The 19,285-nt window shown below is 41.0% G+C and carries 19 protein-coding genes; 8 read left to right on the forward strand and 11 right to left on the reverse strand.

The genetic code is table 11. The features are described from left to right. Positions 1-35 precede the first annotated feature (35 nt). Positions 36-443 (reverse strand): lactoylglutathione lyase, encoded by a 408-nt coding sequence (gloA, locus tag PR709_RS09985; protein WP_014658227.1) that lies wholly within the window; start codon positions 441-443, stop codon positions 36-38. A 180-nt stretch (positions 444-623) separates the two neighbouring features. On the opposite strand from gloA, the gene PR709_RS09990 reads away from it, so the two are divergent. Both PR709_RS09990 and slyA read left to right on the forward strand, forming a co-directional pair. Continuing rightward, a complete protein-coding gene (locus PR709_RS09990) occupies positions 624-863 on the forward strand; it encodes a DUF1289 domain-containing protein (protein WP_004919204.1) in 240 nt (79 codons plus the stop codon). Positions 864-1,418: 555 nt separating this feature from the next. Further along, positions 1,419-1,853 (forward strand): transcriptional regulator SlyA, encoded by a 435-nt coding sequence (gene slyA / locus PR709_RS09995; RefSeq protein ID WP_036940025.1) that lies wholly within the window; start codon positions 1,419-1,421, stop codon positions 1,851-1,853. A 495-nt stretch (positions 1,854-2,348) separates the two neighbouring features. On the opposite strand, the gene PR709_RS10000 is transcribed toward slyA, so the two are convergent. After that, a complete protein-coding gene (locus tag PR709_RS10000; RefSeq protein ID WP_014658229.1) occupies positions 2,349-2,816 on the reverse strand; it encodes a glycine zipper 2TM domain-containing protein in 468 nt (155 codons plus the stop codon). Between the two features lie 542 nt (positions 2,817-3,358). Between PR709_RS10000 and anmK the strand changes: the two genes are divergently transcribed. The 4 genes from anmK (at position 3,359) to pdxY (ending at position 7,691) form a co-directional block, all read left to right on the forward strand. Next, positions 3,359-4,477, forward strand: coding sequence for an anhydro-N-acetylmuramic acid kinase (gene anmK / locus PR709_RS10005; RefSeq protein WP_041705626.1), 1,119 nt, complete (start codon positions 3,359-3,361; stop codon positions 4,475-4,477). A gap of 24 nt (positions 4,478-4,501) precedes the next feature. Then, the gene (gene pdxH / locus PR709_RS10010; protein WP_272570880.1) at positions 4,502-5,155 is read left to right on the forward strand and encodes a pyridoxamine 5'-phosphate oxidase; all 654 of its coding nucleotides are present in this window, start codon (positions 4,502-4,504) and stop codon (positions 5,153-5,155) included. Between the two features lie 159 nt (positions 5,156-5,314). Then, positions 5,315-6,589, forward strand: coding sequence for a tyrosine--tRNA ligase (gene tyrS / locus PR709_RS10015; protein ID WP_004919214.1), 1,275 nt, complete (start codon positions 5,315-5,317; stop codon positions 6,587-6,589). 238 nt (positions 6,590-6,827) lie between these two features. Next, complete coding sequence (pdxY, locus tag PR709_RS10020; RefSeq protein WP_004919216.1) at positions 6,828-7,691, forward strand: pyridoxal kinase PdxY; 864 nt, start codon at positions 6,828-6,830, stop codon at positions 7,689-7,691. 54 nt (positions 7,692-7,745) lie between these two features. Here the strand turns inward: pdxY and gstA are convergent, their stop codons facing one another. Further along, positions 7,746-8,351 (reverse strand): glutathione transferase GstA, encoded by a 606-nt coding sequence (gene gstA, locus PR709_RS10025; protein ID WP_014658232.1) that lies wholly within the window; start codon positions 8,349-8,351, stop codon positions 7,746-7,748. A 249-nt stretch (positions 8,352-8,600) separates the two neighbouring features. Between gstA and PR709_RS10030 the strand changes: the two genes are divergently transcribed. Further along, positions 8,601-9,467: a DUF817 domain-containing protein gene (locus PR709_RS10030; protein ID WP_004919221.1), complete on the forward strand. Its 867-nt coding sequence runs from the start codon at positions 8,601-8,603 to the stop codon at positions 9,465-9,467. A 64-nt stretch (positions 9,468-9,531) separates the two neighbouring features. On the opposite strand, the gene fabI is transcribed toward PR709_RS10030, so the two are convergent. The 8 genes from fabI to pspF form a co-directional block, all read right to left on the reverse strand. Next, complete coding sequence (gene fabI / locus PR709_RS10035) at positions 9,532-10,320, reverse strand: enoyl-ACP reductase FabI (RefSeq protein ID WP_004919224.1); 789 nt, start codon at positions 10,318-10,320, stop codon at positions 9,532-9,534. Positions 10,321-10,470: 150 nt separating this feature from the next. After that, positions 10,471-11,274, reverse strand: a complete 804-nt coding sequence (sapF, locus tag PR709_RS10040) for a putrescine export ABC transporter ATP-binding protein SapF (RefSeq protein WP_004919225.1) — start codon at positions 11,272-11,274, stop codon at positions 10,471-10,473. Then, positions 11,274-12,269 (reverse strand): putrescine export ABC transporter ATP-binding protein SapD, encoded by a 996-nt coding sequence (gene sapD, locus PR709_RS10045; RefSeq protein ID WP_004919228.1) that lies wholly within the window; start codon positions 12,267-12,269, stop codon positions 11,274-11,276. Before sapD ends, sapF begins: the two co-directional genes overlap by 1 nt. Next, positions 12,269-13,159 carry a putrescine export ABC transporter permease SapC gene (sapC, locus tag PR709_RS10050; RefSeq protein WP_004919231.1) on the reverse strand — a complete coding sequence of 297 codons (891 nt, stop codon included), beginning with the start codon at positions 13,157-13,159 and terminating at the stop codon, positions 12,269-12,271. The genes sapD and sapC overlap by 1 nt, the downstream gene beginning before the upstream one ends. Continuing rightward, a complete protein-coding gene (gene sapB, locus PR709_RS10055) occupies positions 13,146-14,111 on the reverse strand; it encodes a putrescine export ABC transporter permease SapB (protein ID WP_004919233.1) in 966 nt (321 codons plus the stop codon). Before sapB ends, sapC begins: the two co-directional genes overlap by 14 nt. 2 nt (positions 14,112-14,113) lie before the next feature. Beyond that, complete coding sequence (sapA, locus tag PR709_RS10060; RefSeq protein WP_004919235.1) at positions 14,114-15,787, reverse strand: ABC transporter substrate-binding protein SapA; 1,674 nt, start codon at positions 15,785-15,787, stop codon at positions 14,114-14,116. A 366-nt stretch (positions 15,788-16,153) separates the two neighbouring features. After that, entirely contained in the window at positions 16,154-16,762 is a 609-nt protein-coding gene (locus tag PR709_RS10065) for a hypothetical protein (RefSeq protein ID WP_004919238.1), read from the reverse strand. Between the two features lie 550 nt (positions 16,763-17,312). Beyond that, positions 17,313-18,326 (reverse strand): phage shock protein operon transcriptional activator, encoded by a 1,014-nt coding sequence (gene pspF / locus PR709_RS10070; protein ID WP_004919240.1) that lies wholly within the window; start codon positions 18,324-18,326, stop codon positions 17,313-17,315. 284 nt (positions 18,327-18,610) lie between these two features. Here pspF and pspA point away from each other — a divergent pair, with 284 nt between their 5' ends. Then, positions 18,611-19,282, forward strand: coding sequence for a phage shock protein PspA (gene pspA / locus PR709_RS10075; protein WP_004919242.1), 672 nt, complete (start codon positions 18,611-18,613; stop codon positions 19,280-19,282). Positions 19,283-19,285 lie beyond the last annotated feature (3 nt).

Consider the following 19,285-nt stretch of genomic DNA (forward strand, 5'->3'; position numbering starts at 1 on the left):
TTTGAACTGCCTAGTGACTTAAGAATCGAAATGAATTAATTACCGAGGCCTTTGCTAGCACTTTTGTTCTCAATTAGCTCGATTTTGTACCCATCTGGGTCTTCTACAAAAGCAATAATTGTACTACCACCTTTGACTGGGCCTGCTTCACGTGTCACATTTCCACCTGCACGGCGGATATCTTCACAGGTCTGAGCGACGTTATCGACACCGAGGGCAATATGGCCATAAGCTGTGCCTAATTCGTAACTATCAACCCCCCAGTTATAGGTGAGCTCAATTACGGCACCTTCACTTTCGTCACTGTAACCCACGAATGCCAATGAATATTTATACTCAGGGTTTTCACTGGTACGCAGTAGACGCATACCGAGAACCTTCGTGTAAAAATCAATTGAACGCTGCATATCCGTCACACGTAACATGGTATGTAGTAAGCGCATAAGAGAACTCCCTTGAATTAACTAAATGAAACTGAATCGTTTTAACGACTAATATGACTAATATAACGTACCTATTATCTTTAACACAATGAAATAGGTTTATTTATTGTACAAATAATAGATATAATCGTATTAGTGGAGTATATCATTAATTGGTGTTTTTAGTTAGGTGATATCAGTATGGCAGAGCAACTCGAGTTTTTTGAAATTCAAAGCCCTTGTCGTGGGATTTGCCAAGCCAATGAGCAAGGTTATTGCCGTGGTTGCTTTCGCTCTAGGGAAGAACGTTTCGGATGGTTAAAATTTACCGATAGCCAAAAGCGTAATATCTTACGTTTATGTCGTCAGCGCTATATTCGTTCAATAGCCGTCAAAACTCAGCAAGATGACTCACCTTCACCTCAACAAGAGCTTTTTTAATTGTTATCAACGCACTCATCCCCCATCAATCTTTTTAATTAAAGTTTTTTAACGACTATTCGTTGAAGCGTAATTAAATTGAAATGAAATTAATAAAACATAGTTAATTACTTCATATATCCTTCAATTAAATTTTAGTTATTCAAAATAATAATCAAATAAGGGCAAAGCTACCGAAAATGGCATGATTTTAAGATTAACTATATTTAATTGTTTTTAAAGGAGTAATCGGCAATTGTCTTTTTTATTGTTAATTGTAATTACTATAAGGGTTAAAATAGATAGATTCGAAAGAGGAGTAAGGCTATTCTTATTAACAAGATCATTGATAGTCTATGTGAGTAAATAAAACGATGTTTAATATATAAAATGAGTGGATTTAATGGGTGATTAAAATCACAAATCAAATGATTGACTATGACTATAAATAGGTATTTATCATGGTTTTTTCTAATAATTAGTTGTCATAGCAAGAAGGAGTGAATATATAATTTAAAGAATAATTTATGGGTTGTATATTTGTTGGGCAGAATAGTGTTATATAAGGAGGGAACATTGGAGTCACAAATAGGAGCTGATTTATCACGTGTTGTACGCATGTGGAGATCACTGATTGATCATCGTTTGAAACCACTTAAGCTAACGCAAACGCATTGGATTACGTTACATAATATTAGCCAGCTACCGCCGGAGCAGTCGCAAATTCAACTTGCAAAAGCGATTGGTATTGAGCAACCTTCATTAGTGAGAACGTTAGATCAGTTAGAGGAAAAAAAACTGATTTCTCGTCACACTTGTGCGAATGACCGTCGTGCAAAAAGAATAAAACTGACACCAGAGTCTGAGCCATTTATCAAAACAGTTGATGAGGTAATTGATAATACACGCAAAGAGATTTTAGGAAATATTACACAGGATGAACTGGGTCAGTTATCATTATTGTTACTGAAATTAGAGAAAAATATTTTACGATTACAAGGAGATTTATAATTAGTGAAATTATTAATGAGCTAAGTACATTATTAAACTTTAAATCATTATGACAAGATTAATTATCTATTTTATTGATAGAACTTTTCTTCTGATTTTTTCGCCTAATAAATTAGTATGAAACTAAATTATTGGCTTTATTTATTGTTTGATGATAAATCATTTTTATTTTAACTGATTTATAAGATAGAAGGGTGTTTAAAGTTTACTGCTGTTAACTTGAGTAGCAAGTGATACTTTTTAGATTAATTGTGTTTTGAGGAACAAATCAAACAGCGTAAAAATAATCATTGGAATTTAAGCAAACATTAATATTTGTCAGTTATTTACAGATGTTCAACGGTTTGTTGGTACTGCATAAGATGTCAAATCCAAAGTCCAATAAGGAAGTGAAACTGTAGATGTATGATGACTACACAACAATGGTTTAGGTAACCTTAAAATTAAGAAGATATGTTCACCGGTCAGAATTTTGCCGGTGAACATATACTAAGATTAACGTGGAGAAACAGTGACCGTGCCGCCACTATTTGCAATCATGACACGTTGGCCAGAACGGAAAACACTTGGATCTTGTTTTTGAACGACGACAATGTTTTTGCCGCTATCAAGACGGATCTCTAACTGTACACCTTGGCTTCTATTCAGCGCACCTTGGGCTTCTTGGCCTGCTAAACCACCCGCAATAGCCCCCGCAGCGGTTGCAAGCGTTTTACCAGAGCCGCCACCAATGGTGTTACCCAATAGGCCGCCTAGTACCGCACCACCAATTGCACCGATAACGTTTCCATCATCACCTGCTTGGATAGTAACAGGGCGAGCATTAAGCACAGTGCCGTAAGTCACAGTCTGTACTTGTTTCGCGTCTTTAGCTGAAATAGTATCACCAGAAAGTGTACTGGTATTGACACAGCCAGATAATACAGTGACTGCTACAACACCGACGAAAACTTTCTTAAGCATAATTACTCCTATGAGACTTGCTGTCTGTGGCACTAACATAGCATTGGATTGTTGTTTTAACCATAATCACAATATGAAGATGACCATTATGATGTAGGGCTAAAACGGGTATCAGACTACTGATTTTGTTTTAAACAAAGTGTAAACACTAGGTAAAATATCTCAAAGTAGGAAATATTTCATAAAGTAAGGCACACTTTGTTAAATGTTTCCATTAAATAAATTGACGATACAAATATCATTGTGTGTTAATTGCACAAAAATTGTTCTAATTACCCAATGACGACCCTTGTTTGCATTGATAAATACCTTAGCTTGTTAATTATACTATAACTTATAATTGGCTAGGTAGATATTCGAGCGCCCAAATAACCTTATTGTCGATATTTTAAACGTAAAATCGTTAGGATCCGTGTACTGACTTTTTTTCTGCGAGTCAGCCCGAGAAATTACAATGTGTGGTTGACAAACTCCCTCATCAAAGCACAATCTTTTGAAGCTTAAATTCACAAAGCGTTATGCAACCTAAAGGAACAATAATGATAAAGTCAGGTCGTTATATAGGGATTATGTCAGGAACCAGCTTAGATGGGGTTGATGTTGTTCTTGCAGCGATTAGCGATAAATTTGTTGCTGAGCAATTAAGCATTAGTGTTGCGTTTCCTGTGGAGCTAAAAAAAAGAATTCTTAATATTTGCCAAGGCCAAGAAACCACATTATCTGAAATAGGAAAAATTGACCGTGAATTAGGGTCACTTTATGCCGATGCTGTGAATCAATTATTGGCGAAAGCCGGCATTCCCGCAAAAGATATCATTGCAATTGGTTGCCATGGGCAAACCGTCTGGCATGAACCCGATGGCCCGCAACCTTTTACCACACAACTGGGCGATAACAATAGAGTTGCTGCATTAACAGGCATTACGACGGTGGGGGATTTTAGGCGTCGCGATATGGCCTATGGTGGACAGGGGGCTCCATTAGTACCTGCATTCCACTTGGCAGTATTAGGCCATGCAATAGAAAAAAGAATTATATTAAATATTGGTGGCATATCGAACATTACCGCTTTACTGCCGGGGGCTTATGTCAAAGGTTACGATACCGGGCCTGGTAATATGTTGATGGACACATGGATATGGCGTCATAAACAGTGTGCATACGATGAAAATGGTCATTGGGCGAGTACAGGTACGGTACATCAACCTTTGCTCAAGGCGATGTTACGTGATCCGTACTTCCGGCGGTCGGCACCAAAAAGCACAGGGCGTGAATATTTTAATATGCAATGGTTAGATAAGCACTTATCTGACTTCCCTGATATTTTGCCTCAAGATGTGCAAGCGACTTTATGTGAATTAACCGCCGCGTCAATTGCCGAGCAGATTTTACTGTGTGGCGGCTGTGAACGTTTAATTGTTTGTGGGGGTGGTGCAAAAAATAGCTTTTTGATGCAGCGCCTAGCGGCTTTGCTTCCGGGGACAGAGGTGGGGCCAAGTGATAAATATGGTTTAAGCGGTGATGATATGGAAGCATTAGCTTTCGCATGGCTGGCTGCTCGAACTATGGCTAATTTGCCGGGGAATCTTGCATCCGTGACAGGCGCTGAACGTGAAACGGTGTTAGGTGCGATTTATCCCGCGAATATCGATGAAAAATAATTGCGTTAAGGAAATAAGTAAACGATGAATGACGCACAAAATATAGAGTTAGCAGCATTACGCCGTGAATACACGAAAGGTGGTTTAAGACGATCTGACTTAACGGCTGACCCACTAGATCTGTTTGAGAAGTGGTTAAAACAGGCCTGTGAAGCGAATTTAAGTGACCCTACTGCAATGTGTGTTGCGACTGTTGATGAAACAGGTCAGCCGTATCAACGTATTGTTTTGTTAAAGCACTTCGATGAAAAAGGGTTGGTCTTTTATACCAACATGGGGAGCCGAAAAGCGCAGCATTTAGGAAAAAACAATAAAGTCAGCTTACATTTCCCATGGTATCCACTTGAGCGCCAAGTGAGTTTTTTAGGGGTGGCAGAGCGTTTAAACCCTATTGAGGTCGTCAAGTATTTCCATAGTCGTCCAAAAGATAGCCAGATTGCGGCTTGGGCATCTCAGCAATCATCCAGAATTTCAGCGCGTAGCATTTTGGAAGGTAAATTTTTAGAACTAAAACAAAAGTTCCAAAATGGCGAAGTGCCACTACCGAGTTTTTGGGGTGGTTTCCGTGTGGTATTCAATAGTGTTGAGTTCTGGCAAGGGGGAGCCAACCGGTTACATGACCGTTTTATTTATCAGCGAGACGGGGATGGCTGGAAAATTGATAGATTAGCGCCGTAATTAAATGTTTTTTAGCTGGCACTTCACAGCTAGGCGCTTTATGCTATAGGTTCGTTTACGAAAACTGACAAGCGACACCTACGAGATTGGGTAATCACTCCCAGCTCGAGGTCATTTTACTAAAAATAGATAGACAAAATTCAACTGATGGAGTCATTGATGTCTAGCAATAACCTGATTAAACAATTGCAAGAGCGGGGCCTCGTTGCCCAGGTAACGGATGAGGATGCGTTAGCAGAGAGACTGGCGCAAGGCCCTATCTCTCTCTATTGCGGCTTCGACCCTACCGCCGACAGCTTGCACTTGGGACATCTGGTTCCCTTGCTGTGTTTAAAACGATTCCAACTAGCCGGGCACAAGCCTGTGGCGTTGGTCGGTGGCGCGACGGGTCTGATTGGCGATCCGAGTTTTAAAGCCTCTGAGCGTAAATTAAATACCGCAGAGACCGTCCAAGAATGGGTAGAAAAAATCCGTAATCAAGTATCGCCTTTCCTAAGTTTTGATTGTGGCGATAACAGCGCTAAATTAGCCAACAACTACGATTGGTTTGGTAAAATGGATGTGCTGACTTTCTTACGTGATATTGGTAAACACTTTTCTGTTAACCAAATGATCAACAAAGAAGCGGTAAAACAACGCCTAAATCGTGATGATGTGGGGATCTCTTTCACTGAGTTTGCTTATAACCTGCTGCAAGGTTATGACTTCGCAAACCTCAATAAAGAGCATGGTGTTGAGTTACAAATTGGTGGTTCTGACCAGTGGGGTAACATTACTTCGGGTATTGATTTGACTCGCCGTTTAAATCAAAACCAAGTATTCGGTATGACTGTACCGTTAATCACCAAATCAGATGGTACTAAATTCGGTAAAACTGAAGGTGGTGCAGTCTGGCTTGATCCTAAGAAAACCAGTCCATACAAATTCTACCAATTCTGGATCAATACGGCTGATGCTGACGTCTATCGCTTCTTAAAATTCTTTACCTTCATGGAATTAAGCGAAATTGATGCACTTGAAGAAGAAGATAAAAACAGCGGTAAAGCGCCACGTGCACAATATGTTTTAGCTGAAAATGTAACTCGACTGGTACATGGTGAAGAAGGTTTAGCCGCGGCGCGTCGTATTACTGAAAGCCTTTTCTCTGGTGCAGTGTCTGATTTGACCGAAGCAGATTTTGAACAACTGGCTCAAGATGGTATGCCATGCATTACACTTGAAAATGGTGCTGACTTACAGCAAGCGCTTGTTGATTCAGAGTTAACGCCTTCACGCGGACAGGCAAGAACAGCAATTAGTTCAAATGCGGTGGCAGTTAACGGTCAAAAACAGACCGATCCAATGTATGTGTTCAGTGATTCTGATCGCCTGTTTGGGCGTTTCACACTGATCCGTCGTGGTAAGAAAAACGACTGCTTAATTAACTGGAAATAACGCTGACGAACCTTTGTCCTACTAGCCCGAGAAGTTCTCGGGCTATTTGTATTCATCATATTTTTCAGATGGCATGATTGACTAAATATATTGAGTTACTGTGAACATACCTGTTTCTATGAACGTTAGTATTGCCTCATTGGTTGGTCACATCTATTTGGAATTATTTTGAATCTATATACGCAATGGTGAATCACTGATTTCGCTTCATTCGATTTAACAATTCCTTGGGTCTTCCATGAAAAGTGTTCTCTCAATTCAATCCCATGTTGTTTTCGGTCATGCAGGAAACAGTGCGGCTGTCTTTCCTATGTGCCGTATGGGCGTCGATGTATGGCCACTCAACACCGTACAATTTTCCAATCATACGCAGTACCCACAATGGACGGGCACAGTTTTTCCCGCTCAACATTTAACAGAGATTGTTAGCGGCTTAGCTAAAATTCATAAATTAGACATTTGTGATGCCGTCTTAAGCGGTTATATCGGCTCTGCTGAGCAAGGCAATGATATTCTTGCGATTGTCAAACAAGTCAAAGCAGCAAATCCACAGGCGCTCTATTTTTGTGACCCGGTAATGGGGCATCCAGAGAAAGGATGTATCGTTGCTCCAGGAGTCGCTGAGTTTTTATGTCAACAAGCCTTACAAGCTAGTGACATCATCGCACCTAACCTACTTGAGTTAGAAACACTGTCAGGAAAAACCATTGCAACGGTAGAGCAAGCTGTGGAAGCAGCACGTCAATTATGTTGCAAAGGGCCTAAAATTGTTCTAGTCAAACATCTAAGTCGAGCGGGCTACAGAGCCGATCGTTTTGAAATGATTTTAGTCACCGCAGAGCATAGCTGGCATGTGAGCCGACCTTTGGTTGATTTTGGTGAAAAGCAGCCGGTAGGAGTGGGGGATTTGACGAGTGGTTTGATGCTGGTGAATTTATTAAAAGGTGAAAGTTTGCCTAAAGCTTTAGAGCACATAGCTGCCGCTGTTTATGAGGTGATGTTACAAACCAAAGTAATGGGTGAGTATGAGCTTCAATTAGTTGCGGCGCAGGATAAGATGGTTACACCAGAACATAAATTCTGTGCAACCGCACTTGATTAAAGTGTGCAAACAAATAGAACAGGTAGCGCTCCATTATGGAGCGCTACAGTAAAATCAGATCAAACCTTCAGCAGCTAATGCTTCTTGGACTTTAGGGCGCTTAGCGACTTTGTCTCGATACTCTGTTAAATGTTTCAGATGAGTAATATCAACACCGACGATTTTTGCCCAGTTACTCACAGTAAATAAATAAGCATCAGCAACAGTAAAGCTGTCATCAGCAAAGAAGGCTTTTTTAGCCAGTACATCATCAACATATTGGAATTTTTTGATGAGTGTCGCTTTAGCCATCTCTTTATACTCATCAGGAGTGCCCGGCGTGAATAAAGGCGCAAAATTCTTATGTAGCTCAGTAGAAATAAAATTCAGAGCCTCCAATTGATGGTAGCGTTTCATCGTACCTGCTGGCGCGATTAGATTTCTATCTTGTTTTTGATCAGCGAGATACTGGACGATCACGGCTCCTTCAGTTAGCTGTTCGCCATCATCTAAGATTAAAGTAGGAACTTGCCCTTTCGGGTTGATAGCTAAGAAATCTTCGCCATTTTCGGTTTTCTTCTCTTTTAAATTGACACGCACAATGCTGAAATCCAGCCCTGTTTCGCGCAAGATAATGTGAGGGGAAAGGGAACAAGCACCGGGAGCATAATACAATTTCATCATAAAACTCCTAAATAGTTATATTGGCAATCAGCAGACTAATATCACCCATAGTATATCATGACGCATGAGAAAGCATTTGCTTTAAGATGTCAGTATTTATTCGTTTTAGAGTAGGCAGATGATTAGATGTGACTTTAGTAAATAATTAAGACTAATGCCTTATCTTTTATTGTGTGGAACTTGTTAGGATCCGCGTTCAAAATCAGCTATCACAGAGTCGCCACTTTATAACGTTAGGCTTGTAACATGGAAAGTATGTGTAACAAATTAAAAATATTAAATAAACTTGATAACGTATTAATGGCGCATACGCCTAATCAGAGTACTGGATTTAAGCGTTTTGTTTTAGAATTTTGGTTTTTTGGCTTAATCAATGCGCGCTCATGCTTATTTGCGGGCTTCTTTTTTTTAGCATTGTTTCTTGTTCCTGTTAAAGGGCTATTTGGTTTACCTCGCTATGATATTTTACTGGTGTTTGCAGTACTATTTCAGGCATTTCTTGTTTGGTCAAAGTTAGAGACTTGGGATGAGCTAAAAGCGATTTGTGTTTTCCATTTAGTGGGGTTTATCATGGAGTTGTTTAAAACTTCAGCGACAATAGCCTCGTGGCAATACCCCGATGAAGCCTATAGTAAACTGTGGGGAGTTCCTCTATTTACAGGATTTATGTATGCGGCTGTTGGTAGTTATATTATTCAGTCGTGGCGTTTTTTTAAAGTGCGTATTGAGCATTACCCACCTTATTGGATGGCAACATTGGTGGCTTTAGCGATATACATTAATTTTTTTAGCCATCATTATATTGATGATTACCGTTGGTATTTAACGGCTTTTATTTTTGGCCTATATGCACGTAGTACCGTTTTTTATACTCCCTTAGATAAAGAGCGGCGAATGCCATTATTACTTGCGTTTATGCTGATCGGCTTTTTTATTTGGTTAGCGGAAAATTTCGGAACCTTTTTTGGGGTTTGGCAATACCCGAACCAAATTGGTGCGTGGTCGGTTGTGCATGCAGGGAAGTGGGGAGCTTGGTCTTTATTAGTCATTGTGACTTTTACGATTGTCGTTCATCTTAAACATATTAAGGCGAATGTCACAATCGCTCGTTAAATGCGGTTGTTTTTAAAAGTAAAACGCCATCCGGAGATGGCGTTTGTCATCAATCAACTAAAACTTATTTAAGTTCCAGTTCATTCATTGCGGCAATGCTGAAACCACCATCAACATGTACGACTTCACCAGTAATACCTGCTGCAAGATTTGAGCTTAGGAATGCCGCTGTATTACCCACGTCTTCGATGGTGACTGTACGACGAATTGGCGTTACAGCTTCGCAGTGTGCCAGCATTTTACGGAAGTCTTTGATACCTGATGCCGCGAGTGTACGGATTGGGCCTGCTGAAACTGCGTTGACACGGATACCTTGAGGACCCATTGCATTTGCCATATAACGAACGTTAGCTTCTAAAGAGGCTTTAGCAAGACCCATTACGTTATAGTTAGGAATAGCGCGCTCAGCACCTAAATAGGTAAGCGTCAGTAAAGAAGCATCTGGGTTTAGCATGTTACGGCATGCTTTTGCCATCGCAACAAAACTGTATGCACTGATATCGTGAGCGATACGGAAACCATCACGTGTTACCGCGTCAACATAATCGCCGTCAAGCTGATCTGCTGGTGCAAAGCCGATTGAGTGGACAAAGCCATCAAATTTAGGCCAGGATTTTCCTAATTCAGCAAACATAGCGTCAATACTTGCATCAACAGCAACATCACACTCAAGAACGATGTTAGAGTTTAAAGATGCAGCAAACTCTTCGACACGAGGTTTTAATTTTTCGTTTTGATAAGTGAACGCCAGTTCAGCGCCTTGTTCATGCATTGCTTTAGCAATACCGTATGCAATTGATAATTTACTGGCAACGCCAGTGATTAGAATGCGTTTGCCGGTTAAAAAACCCATAGCATTATCCTTGTTTATTTTCTATTGAAAACGCGAATATAACAGAAGACACCGTGTCTTGGGTAGTTTTCGCATTTTTTATTGACGAATCGTCGATATCTTACCATGTATTGCATAAAGAAGGGTATTTTGCTGTTCTCCTCGGAGCAGTCAAATATCCTGTCGCCATGCTTCAATGGATAAAGGTTCGCCGAAATGGCTCTCAATCAATCGACGGGTGACATCATGAAGTGGTGACGCTAGCACTTCAGCAGTATTTCCGCGCTCGACGACAACCCCTTTATCCATGACTAACATTTTATCGCTAATATGCTTCATCATTCCTAAATGCTGCGTGACATAAATGTAAGCAATATCCTGCTTTGCCTGCAACTCCAACATCAGATTGATAATTTGTGAACGCATTGACATATCTAAGGAGGCCAATGCTTCATCCGCAATAATAATTTCAGGCTGTAAAATTAGCGCTCTTGCCAATGCGACACGCTGCTTTTGTCCTGACGCAAGCATATGAGGGTAATATTCTGCATGATCGGCCAATAGACCCACTTGGCGAAGCGTTTGAATAATACGGCGCTCTCGCTCAATACCGGTCAGTTCCGTGTTCAGCTTTAGTGGTAACTCAAGGGTTTGACCAATACGTTGGCGAGGGTTTAGCGAGGTGCTGGGATCTTGGAATATCATACGGATACGCTGGCTACGGTAACTGTAGTCACCATAACTGAGGCGGTGACCGCGGATCATAATCTCGCCTGCGGTCGGCTCCGTGACGCCGGATAACATACGAGCAAGGGTTGATTTCCCCGAACCGTTGGCACCAATAATGGCTAATGTCTGGCCTGCCTGTAAGTTAAAGCTCAATGGTTTCACCGCTTCTAATTCATAACGGCGGAATAGCCCCTCGCGAAAACGAAAAGTTTTGGTGAGATTGCGAACCTCAAGTAACGTTTCCATCAGGATGGTTCCTCCGTATTTAGCGGATAATGACAGGCAAACAGATGGTTTTTGATATTACGTAGAGGTGGAGCCACGATACATGTCCGTTGTGCATAAGGGCAGCGGGGGCCAAGGCGACAGCCAATTGGAAGATGTTCCAGCGATGGGATGGCGCCCGGAAGGGTATTTAATCGGCCTTTATGGGGAATCGGGCTTTCAAAATCAGGTATTGAACGAATCAGTGCTTGTGTATAGGGGTGGCGAGGACGTTGCAAAATATCCTCTGGTGTTGCGCTTTCAACAGTTTGACCACAATAAAGCACGTTAATTCTATCCACGAGTTTTGACATCATTTCCATATCATGGCTGATCAACAAGATAGTCATATTATTGTTTTGATTAAGCTTATCGAGCAGTCGGAAAATTTGCGCTTGGGTAGTGGACTCCATCGCATTGGTTGGCTCATCGGCTATCAATAAACGTGGCTGATTCGCAATTGCAATGGCTATCATGACTTTTTGGCATTCACCATCAGTAAGTTCATAAGGGTAGCTACGCATAATGTCTTTATGATCTTTGATCCCCACGCGGTGTAATAATTCGATGGCTCGGCGCTTACGCCAATTAAAACGTTGCCACCAACGACCTTTATAAGTCCAGCCTGGGATAGCCTGTATCAATTGCTTGCCAATATTTTCGGCGGGGTCGAGACAAGATTGCGGCTCTTGGAAAATCATCGAAATATTATGACCGATCAACCGACGGCGCTTACGAGGGCTAAGTTTAAGTAAGTCAATATCTTGGAAGCGAAAGCGGTCGGCGGTAACACGGATATTATCTTTGGTGACGCCACAAATGGCTTTGGCAATGAGGCTTTTACCTGAGCCAGACTCACCAACTAAGCCACGGACTTCCCCCTCAGTAAGGGTCATCGAAATACGGTCAACGGCTTTGACTGGGCCGTTGGCTGTCATAAATTCAATGGTCAAATTGCGGATGTCTAACAATGGCATTATTCAACCCCCGCATTGATTGCTCGGTGTAAGCCATCACCGAGTAAATTGACGAATAAGACACTTATCATAATCGCTGCACCGGGCAAAATGACTGACCAAGGGGCGACATAGATAAGCTCTAAACTATCCCCTAACATGGCTCCCCACTCAGAAGAGGGCAACTGTGCACCCAGATCAAGAAAACCCAGCGCGGCAATATCCAAAATAGCGATAGAAAGTGCTCTCGTCAGCTCTGTTACCAAGATAGGGGTAATGTTAGGTAATACGGTATACCACAAAATAAAAATATTTGATGCGCCGTCAAGCCTAGCAGCAACAATATACTCTTTATCTAGCTCATCGTGAACAGCAACATAAATCGTTCTCACCATGCGAGGGATCAGGGCTAAGCAGATTGCGAGCATAGCATTTTGTAAACTCGCGCCCATGAATGCAACCACGATAATGGCAAGTAACAAAGACGGGATGGATAACAATGTATCAAGTATATGGTTGAAAACCGCTGACTTTAAGCCCCGTGTCATCCCTGCTAGACAGCCTAATATCAGGCCTATTAGAGTGGCAATAAAAGTGATTAATAATGCCGCGCCGAACGTCGATTTTGTGCCCAAAATGAGGCGGCTTAGGATATCCCTGCCGAGGTCGTCAGTACCTAGGAAAAAGGCGACATTACCATAGTGAGACCAAGAAGGCGGTAATAATTGGTAACCTAAGAATTGCTGATCGATGGTATAGGGCGCGATATAAGGGCCAATAAAAGAGAGCGCCAATAAAAATAGCACGCCATAGAAACCGATCATCGAGAGAATATCAGATGAAAAAATATTCCAGACAACCCGCGTAGGGGAAGGCATCTTCTGTTCACGATAAAAATTATCTGAGGACATACCAATCCTTATGTTTTAACGGATCCATCATTGCCCCTAAAATATCAGACAGTACGTTAACGGTAATCACTAAGGCCCCAATCAACATGACGCCAGCAGAAATAGCAGAGTAGTCTTGTTGGCGGATGGCGGTGACTAACCAACGCCCCAGTCCTGGCCAGTTAAATACCAATTCGGTCACCATGGTCAGTGTTAACATGGTAGAGAATTGTAGGCCTAATTTAGGGATAATTGGCGGGATCGCATTGTGGAAAATATGACGACGGATAATGGTAAGTCGTGATAACCCACGCGTTGCAGCCGCTTTAATGTAATTTTCACTGGCTATCTCTTCAGTACTATTTCGAACTAAACGAATGACCTCGGTAGTCGGAGCCAGAGCCAGTGTTAATACAGGTAAAATCATATGTTCGAGTACGTTTATGATCATTTGTTGGCGATAAGGTGAGTCGGAAAGCCAAGCATCAATTAATGCAAAACCTGTAACAGATTTTAGATTATAGAGAAGATCAATACGCCCAGACACTGGCAGCCAGCCTAATCGTAGTGAGAAAAACAGTGTCAAGACTAACGCTAACACAAAGACGGGTACAGAAAAGCCAAGTAATGCAAAGGTGCTGATTGCAATATCCGCGGGTTTATTTCGCCAAAAGGCGGCAATCATCCCTAAAGGAATACCGACGATCAGGGCAAACATAAAGGCTAAAATACACAATTCCATTGTTGCAGGGAACGTGTCTTTTAATTGCTCTGTAATGGGTTCGCCATTAATACTGGAAACGCCAAAATCAAAGTGGAGTAGACCATCGAAATAAAATAGATAAGCATCAATAAGCGATGCGCCGCTTAAAGGCGCATTAGGCGTGAAATAGCTGAGGCTAAAGCTCACCAAAGAGAGAAAAAAAACGGTGACTAACAGCAAAAGTAAACGACGCAGCGAATAGATGATCATGGTTACTGTTCCTGTTTATGACCTGTTTTTTGGCTATTTTCATTCATATCTCTGTACACGCCTGCAAATGAAGTATTACCAAATGCACTGATCACGAGGCCCTTCATATCAAAGCGATAGGCTTGCAAACGTAAAGAGTAAGCGAGAGGTAAAACAGGCAAATCATCGCTCAGTAGCTGTTGGGCTTGATGATAGTAATCAATACGGGCGGCAAGTTGCTCCGTTAACAGTGCTTTATGCAGTATTTCGTCAAAAGCAGGGCTGCACCAATGACTTAGGTTGGTTTGAGAAGCTATCGCGGCACAACTCAGCAAAGGACGGAAGAAACTGTCTGGGTCGTTACTGTCGGTCGCCCAACCCGCTAAAGTCATATCATGGGAGCGATCCATTAATTGGTTCTCTTGAAAACGGCCTTCGACAGAGCGAATATTCATGATAATGCCTACTTGCGCCAAATCAGCTTGGATAAGCTCAGCCATTTTTAATGGGCTAGGGTTATACGATTGTGATGAAACAGGCACCCAAAGGTCAAGTTGCAAGTTTTCCAGTCCTAGCTCTTGTAACATTTTTTTGGCTAACTCGGGGTTATAATCAGTCACTTTGGCTTGATTATCATAGGCCCAAGAAGCTCGTGGCAAAATCGAAGCGGCAGTTTCTGCTGTGCCGTAGTAGATAGATTGCATCAAACGATCATTATTAATGGCATAAGCGATGGCTTGGCGCACTTTGAGTTGGTCCAAAGGGGGCTTGCTGGTATTGAAAGCCAAATATGCGATATTCATGCCTGAACGCATTGATAGGCGTAGACGTGGGTCATCACGTAACACTGACAATTGGCTGGCGGCAGGGTAAGCCAACACATCGCATTCGCCAGTAAGCAATTTTGAGATTCTCCCCGTACCGCCTGCGCCCATATCAATAACCACTTCTTTCATGCGAGGTTCACCCTTCCAGTAGTTATCATTACGAAACAGACGGACAAATTGGCCTGCTTGATAGTCATCAAGGCGAAATGGTCCGGTGCCGACAGGGCGCCAATCAATCATCTCTTGGCGATTAATTTGAGCGAGGTGATCGGCATATTCAGCCGATAAAATAGGCGCATAGTGGGTCGCTAAGTGCCATAGAAAAGAAGCATCAGGGGCATTCAGACGGAATTCAACCGTATAATCATTTAATTTACGAATACTTTGTACGCTATTGGCAAATTGCAAACTATCAAAATAGGGGTAGTGACCGCCATTAATGTAGTGATAAGGATGATTAACTTCAAACATGCGAGCGAAGCTAAAAACAACATCATCGGCATTCATATTACGTGTTGGAGTAAACCACGGTGTTTGCTGAAATTTGACATCTTTACGCAGTGTTAATCGATAAGTTGCGCCATTATCCAGTACCTCCCAGCGTGACGCCACTTCCGGAATTAACCGATAGGTAAAAGGGTCAACATCTAGCAGGCGATCATAAATTTGCGCTGCCAAGGGGTCGACAATTAGGCCACTACTGACTAACTGGGGATTGAAAGTGGTAACAATGCCATTAACACAATAGATAAAGCCGTTTTGGCGGATGTTTTTGGGAACATCATTCGCCGCAGTATCCTGATATGACACATCGTTAGCCTGAGCGACCAGTGAAAAAGTAAATAGAAGCCAAAGAATTATTAAGCGCATAGCACTGATATCGTTAACCTTAAATATCCTATTGTAGCGTAAAAAGGGGCTGACAGGATATAAGCAAAAATAGTGTTTATTTTTAGGACAAGCAGGGCCGTCATGAATAGAAAACAGTCTGAAAAAGGAAAATAATATTATTAAAATTCATCTAATTATAATTAAATGAGAAAAAATCTCATTAAACCGCTTTACAAATGGTACTGATAACTATTATCATTCGCTTTGCCTCCTAAGCAAAAAGCTTGTGGTCAGGCATGACATTGCTCACATTGCTTCCAGTGTTTTTTTATAGCCAGCATGGGTGCTGGCTTTTTTTTATCTCAAAATAGATAGATTATACATATCAAAACGGATAAGGGTCGGCTAGTGTATTAACCCAACGGCTTGTAAATCCTTTTCTTCAACATTGCCTTGTAAAGTACACATAATTTTAACCGTGTTATTTTCCTTGTTGGCTTCGATAAAAAACAGTTTTTCAGCGGAATCACCAACAGGGATCAGGCCGCTAACTGGCGTGAGGTTTTTTTGCCAAGGTTCAGAAATCGCATTTCGCATTTTTGAATTGGCGACAAAATAGCCAGCCCCTTCAATCAGGGGGATGTGCTGAGATAAATGTTGAATGACATCTTGTTCTGGCATGGATGTTTCAAACCCCCAGTAATAAAACCTTCCCCCAATCCGGTTATTAGAAATTTCTTTATAACGCTCAAGATCAATAGCAATGGCGATAAAGTGGGTAAGTTCTAAACCATCTTTAGTGGTGTATTGCAAAGGAATATTGATGCCTGATTGACTAAATAGTTCAGCGATAGTGATATTTTGGGGGATCATTGCGAATTCTTGGTTATGTTTTATCTCTTCAAAAAAACGACTATCGCATGCAGAAAGTGCTTTTATAATACCGATTGCATGTGCAGAGTAAGTGCAACTTATCAATAAAGAGAATAAAATCATTTTTTTTATGATAGCCATTTTATACCCTCAAAAATATAGCCATAAACAGTGACAAAACGGTCAATGACAAGTAACGTATAAAATAAAAATTAAGTGATTAGCTTTCGTAATGTTAATTAAATTAAACTCAGTTAACTTGATAGCTCTACTTGCAGTTTATTTCACACTTATTAGATGTACGTATATTTACTAATCGAGATGTTAGCCATTTATCCTTTAATGTAATAGTAGAGTGATATATGAAGATTAACAATATTTAAAAAATCACATCGGCTATTTTAGTTCGGTCATTATTTATCTACTCAATTATGTTGTACACTACAAATAAAAATATACGTTCTTACTCCCCCTACGAATAATACTATTAATAGGGAGAAAAGATAGTTTATGGATTAATCACTCATTAATTGCAAATGTAGCTACTATTGCCGAGAAATAGCATTTAAGTGCTGTTAAAGACAATCATGCCATGTTCAGTCAGCTTCGTTTTGACGTTGACTGAAACGGATATTTAACACCATAAGAGATAAATAACAGAGTTTTTAATTTATTTTAGTATCATATCGATTTAATTATTAGTTGATAAATTATCAAGATTAATTTGATGTTTTTTAATTAACCCACGTAGCTGATCATAACTTAGAGATAACCGCTGAGCGGCTTTACGCTGATTAAATTGGCTCTGTTGTAAAGCTTGCTCAAGTAATTGTTTTTCACTTTGCTGCTGCCAAAGGCGTAAATCACATGGCAAAGAGGGTAATGATATTTTTTGCTCTGGTATCTTTTCAGGGTTTGAGAGGGCGGCGAGTTTCTCACCAAAAGGGTCAAAAATAATTGTTTCAACAGGCGCATCATTATCTTTATGCCGATAAACGGAACGCTCAACCACATTTTTTAATTCACGAATATTACCCGGCCACGGATATTGCTCTAACGCTTGCTGTGCTTTTGGACTAAAGCCGCTGAAATATGGGCGTTTGAGTTCACCACACATTGCGATGGCAAAATGTTCGGCTAAGAGCATGATATCGGACACTCGCTCACGTAAAGGTGGAATACGGATCACTTCAAAGGCTAACCTATCAAGTAGATCTGCCCGAAAGCGGCCCTCTTTTGCCAATTCAGGTAAATTTGCATTTGTCGCACACACTAAACGCACGTTGACTTTCAGAGATTGACTGCCACCAACACGTTCAAGTTCGCCATATTCAATAACACGAAGAAGCTTTTCTTGTACGGACATAGGCGCAGTAGCAAGTTCATCGAGGAACAGCGTGCCTTTATCCGCCCGTTCGAAACGACCTTGATGGCGTTTTTGAGCGCCCGTAAATGAGCCTGCTTCGTGGCCAAATAATTCAGAATCTAGCAAATTCTCATTGAGTCCACTGCAATTTAGGGAGATAAAGGGTTCTTGCCAACGAGGAGAAAGGTAGTGTAGGCGATCGGCAATTAGCTCTTTACCTGTACCGCGCTCACCAATGACTAATATGGGTTTATTTAGTTGAGCCAGTTCAGACGTCCGTTCAAGTACATCTAAAAAGTTAGATGAGTTACCAATAATTGTATCATTAGTGTTTTTCATGGTTATTTTTACCAATAGTTGGTTTTGTTGGCCTATTTAAAATATAGTCTAGATTGACGCTAATGAATACAAAAATAATTTATTGGTTATAATTCAAATTGTTATGTATTTTTATGAAAGTTGGCACGCTGATTGCAATAAATTAATCGTAATAGAACGAATGTCCTTGTCACAACGTTATGTGGCGGATGAAAACAGTTAAACGGAGCATCACGTATTGGTTGGAAGCCAAAATCGGGTTGAGGCTCTACTGAATGATAAAATCCATCAAGAGGAAATAAATAATGGGTATTTTTTCACGTTTTGCCGATATCATTAATGCAAATATCGCATCTTTGCTGGACAAAGCAGAGGATCCGCAAAAAATGATCCGCCTGATGATTCAGGAAATGGAAGACATGCTAGTTGAAATCCGTTCGACATCGGCTCGTACTTTAGCAGAGAAAAAAGGTTTAGAGCGTCGTATCGAAATGGGCGAAAAGCAAGTTGCTGATTGGCAAGAAAAAGCGGAATTGGCTCTTGTGAAAGATAAAGAAGATCTTGCGCGTGCCGCATTGATTGAAAAGCAAAAAGTCAACTCAATGGTTGATACCTTAAAACATGAGCTTATTATTGTTGAAGAGACGCTAACGCGCTTGAAAGGTGAAATCACTGAGCTTGAAAATAAATTGCAAGAAACGCGCGCTAAACAGCAATCCATGATGGTGCGTTTAGAAGCGGCACAATCTAGCCGTAATGTTCGTCGTCAACTCGATAGTGGTAAGTTAGACGAAGCAATGGCACGTTTTGAGCAGTTCGAACGCCGTATTGACCATATGGAAGGTGAAGCTCAGAGCTACGGTATTGGTAAACAAAAATCATTGGAACAACAATTTGCTGAATTGAAAGCAGATGATGAAATTAGTGAACAATTAGCGGCATTAAAGGCTAAAATCAACACTAATAAAGAACAGTAATTT

The organism is Providencia sp. PROV267, assembly GCF_028477825.1.
Lineage (GTDB): Bacteria > Pseudomonadota > Gammaproteobacteria > Enterobacterales > Enterobacteriaceae > Providencia > Providencia stuartii.

What these genes read in the sequence shown, in the direction of transcription:
- PR709_RS10000 (WP_014658229.1), bottom strand. Translation starts at nt 2,816, where the DNA reads ATGCTTAAGAAAGTTTTCGTCGGTGTTGTAGCAGTCACTGTATTATCT.
- pdxH (WP_272570880.1), top strand. Translation starts at nt 4,502, where the DNA reads ATGAATGACGCACAAAATATAGAGTTAGCAGCATTACGCCGTGAATAC.
- tyrS (WP_004919214.1), top strand. Translation starts at nt 5,315, where the DNA reads ATGTCTAGCAATAACCTGATTAAACAATTGCAAGAGCGGGGCCTCGTT.
- sapD (WP_004919228.1), bottom strand. Translation starts at nt 12,269, where the DNA reads ATGCCATTGTTAGACATCCGCAATTTGACCATTGAATTTATGACAGCC.
- pdxY (WP_004919216.1), top strand. Translation starts at nt 6,828, where the DNA reads ATGAAAAGTGTTCTCTCAATTCAATCCCATGTTGTTTTCGGTCATGCA.
- PR709_RS09990 (WP_004919204.1), top strand. Translation starts at nt 624, where the DNA reads ATGGCAGAGCAACTCGAGTTTTTTGAAATTCAAAGCCCTTGTCGTGGG.
- PR709_RS10065 (WP_004919238.1), bottom strand. Translation starts at nt 16,762, where the DNA reads ATGGCTATCATAAAAAAAATGATTTTATTCTCTTTATTGATAAGTTGC.
- sapA (WP_004919235.1), bottom strand. Translation starts at nt 15,787, where the DNA reads ATGCGCTTAATAATTCTTTGGCTTCTATTTACTTTTTCACTGGTCGCT.
- pspA (WP_004919242.1), top strand. Translation starts at nt 18,611, where the DNA reads ATGGGTATTTTTTCACGTTTTGCCGATATCATTAATGCAAATATCGCA.
- pspF (WP_004919240.1), bottom strand. Translation starts at nt 18,326, where the DNA reads ATGAAAAACACTAATGATACAATTATTGGTAACTCATCTAACTTTTTA.
- PR709_RS10030 (WP_004919221.1), top strand. Translation starts at nt 8,601, where the DNA reads ATGGAAAGTATGTGTAACAAATTAAAAATATTAAATAAACTTGATAAC.
- fabI (WP_004919224.1), bottom strand. Translation starts at nt 10,320, where the DNA reads ATGGGTTTTTTAACCGGCAAACGCATTCTAATCACTGGCGTTGCCAGT.
- gloA (WP_014658227.1), bottom strand. Translation starts at nt 443, where the DNA reads ATGCGCTTACTACATACCATGTTACGTGTGACGGATATGCAGCGTTCA.
- sapB (WP_004919233.1), bottom strand. Translation starts at nt 14,111, where the DNA reads ATGATCATCTATTCGCTGCGTCGTTTACTTTTGCTGTTAGTCACCGTT.
- gstA (WP_014658232.1), bottom strand. Translation starts at nt 8,351, where the DNA reads ATGAAATTGTATTATGCTCCCGGTGCTTGTTCCCTTTCCCCTCACATT.
- sapC (WP_004919231.1), bottom strand. Translation starts at nt 13,159, where the DNA reads ATGTCCTCAGATAATTTTTATCGTGAACAGAAGATGCCTTCCCCTACG.
- sapF (WP_004919225.1), bottom strand. Translation starts at nt 11,274, where the DNA reads ATGGAAACGTTACTTGAGGTTCGCAATCTCACCAAAACTTTTCGTTTT.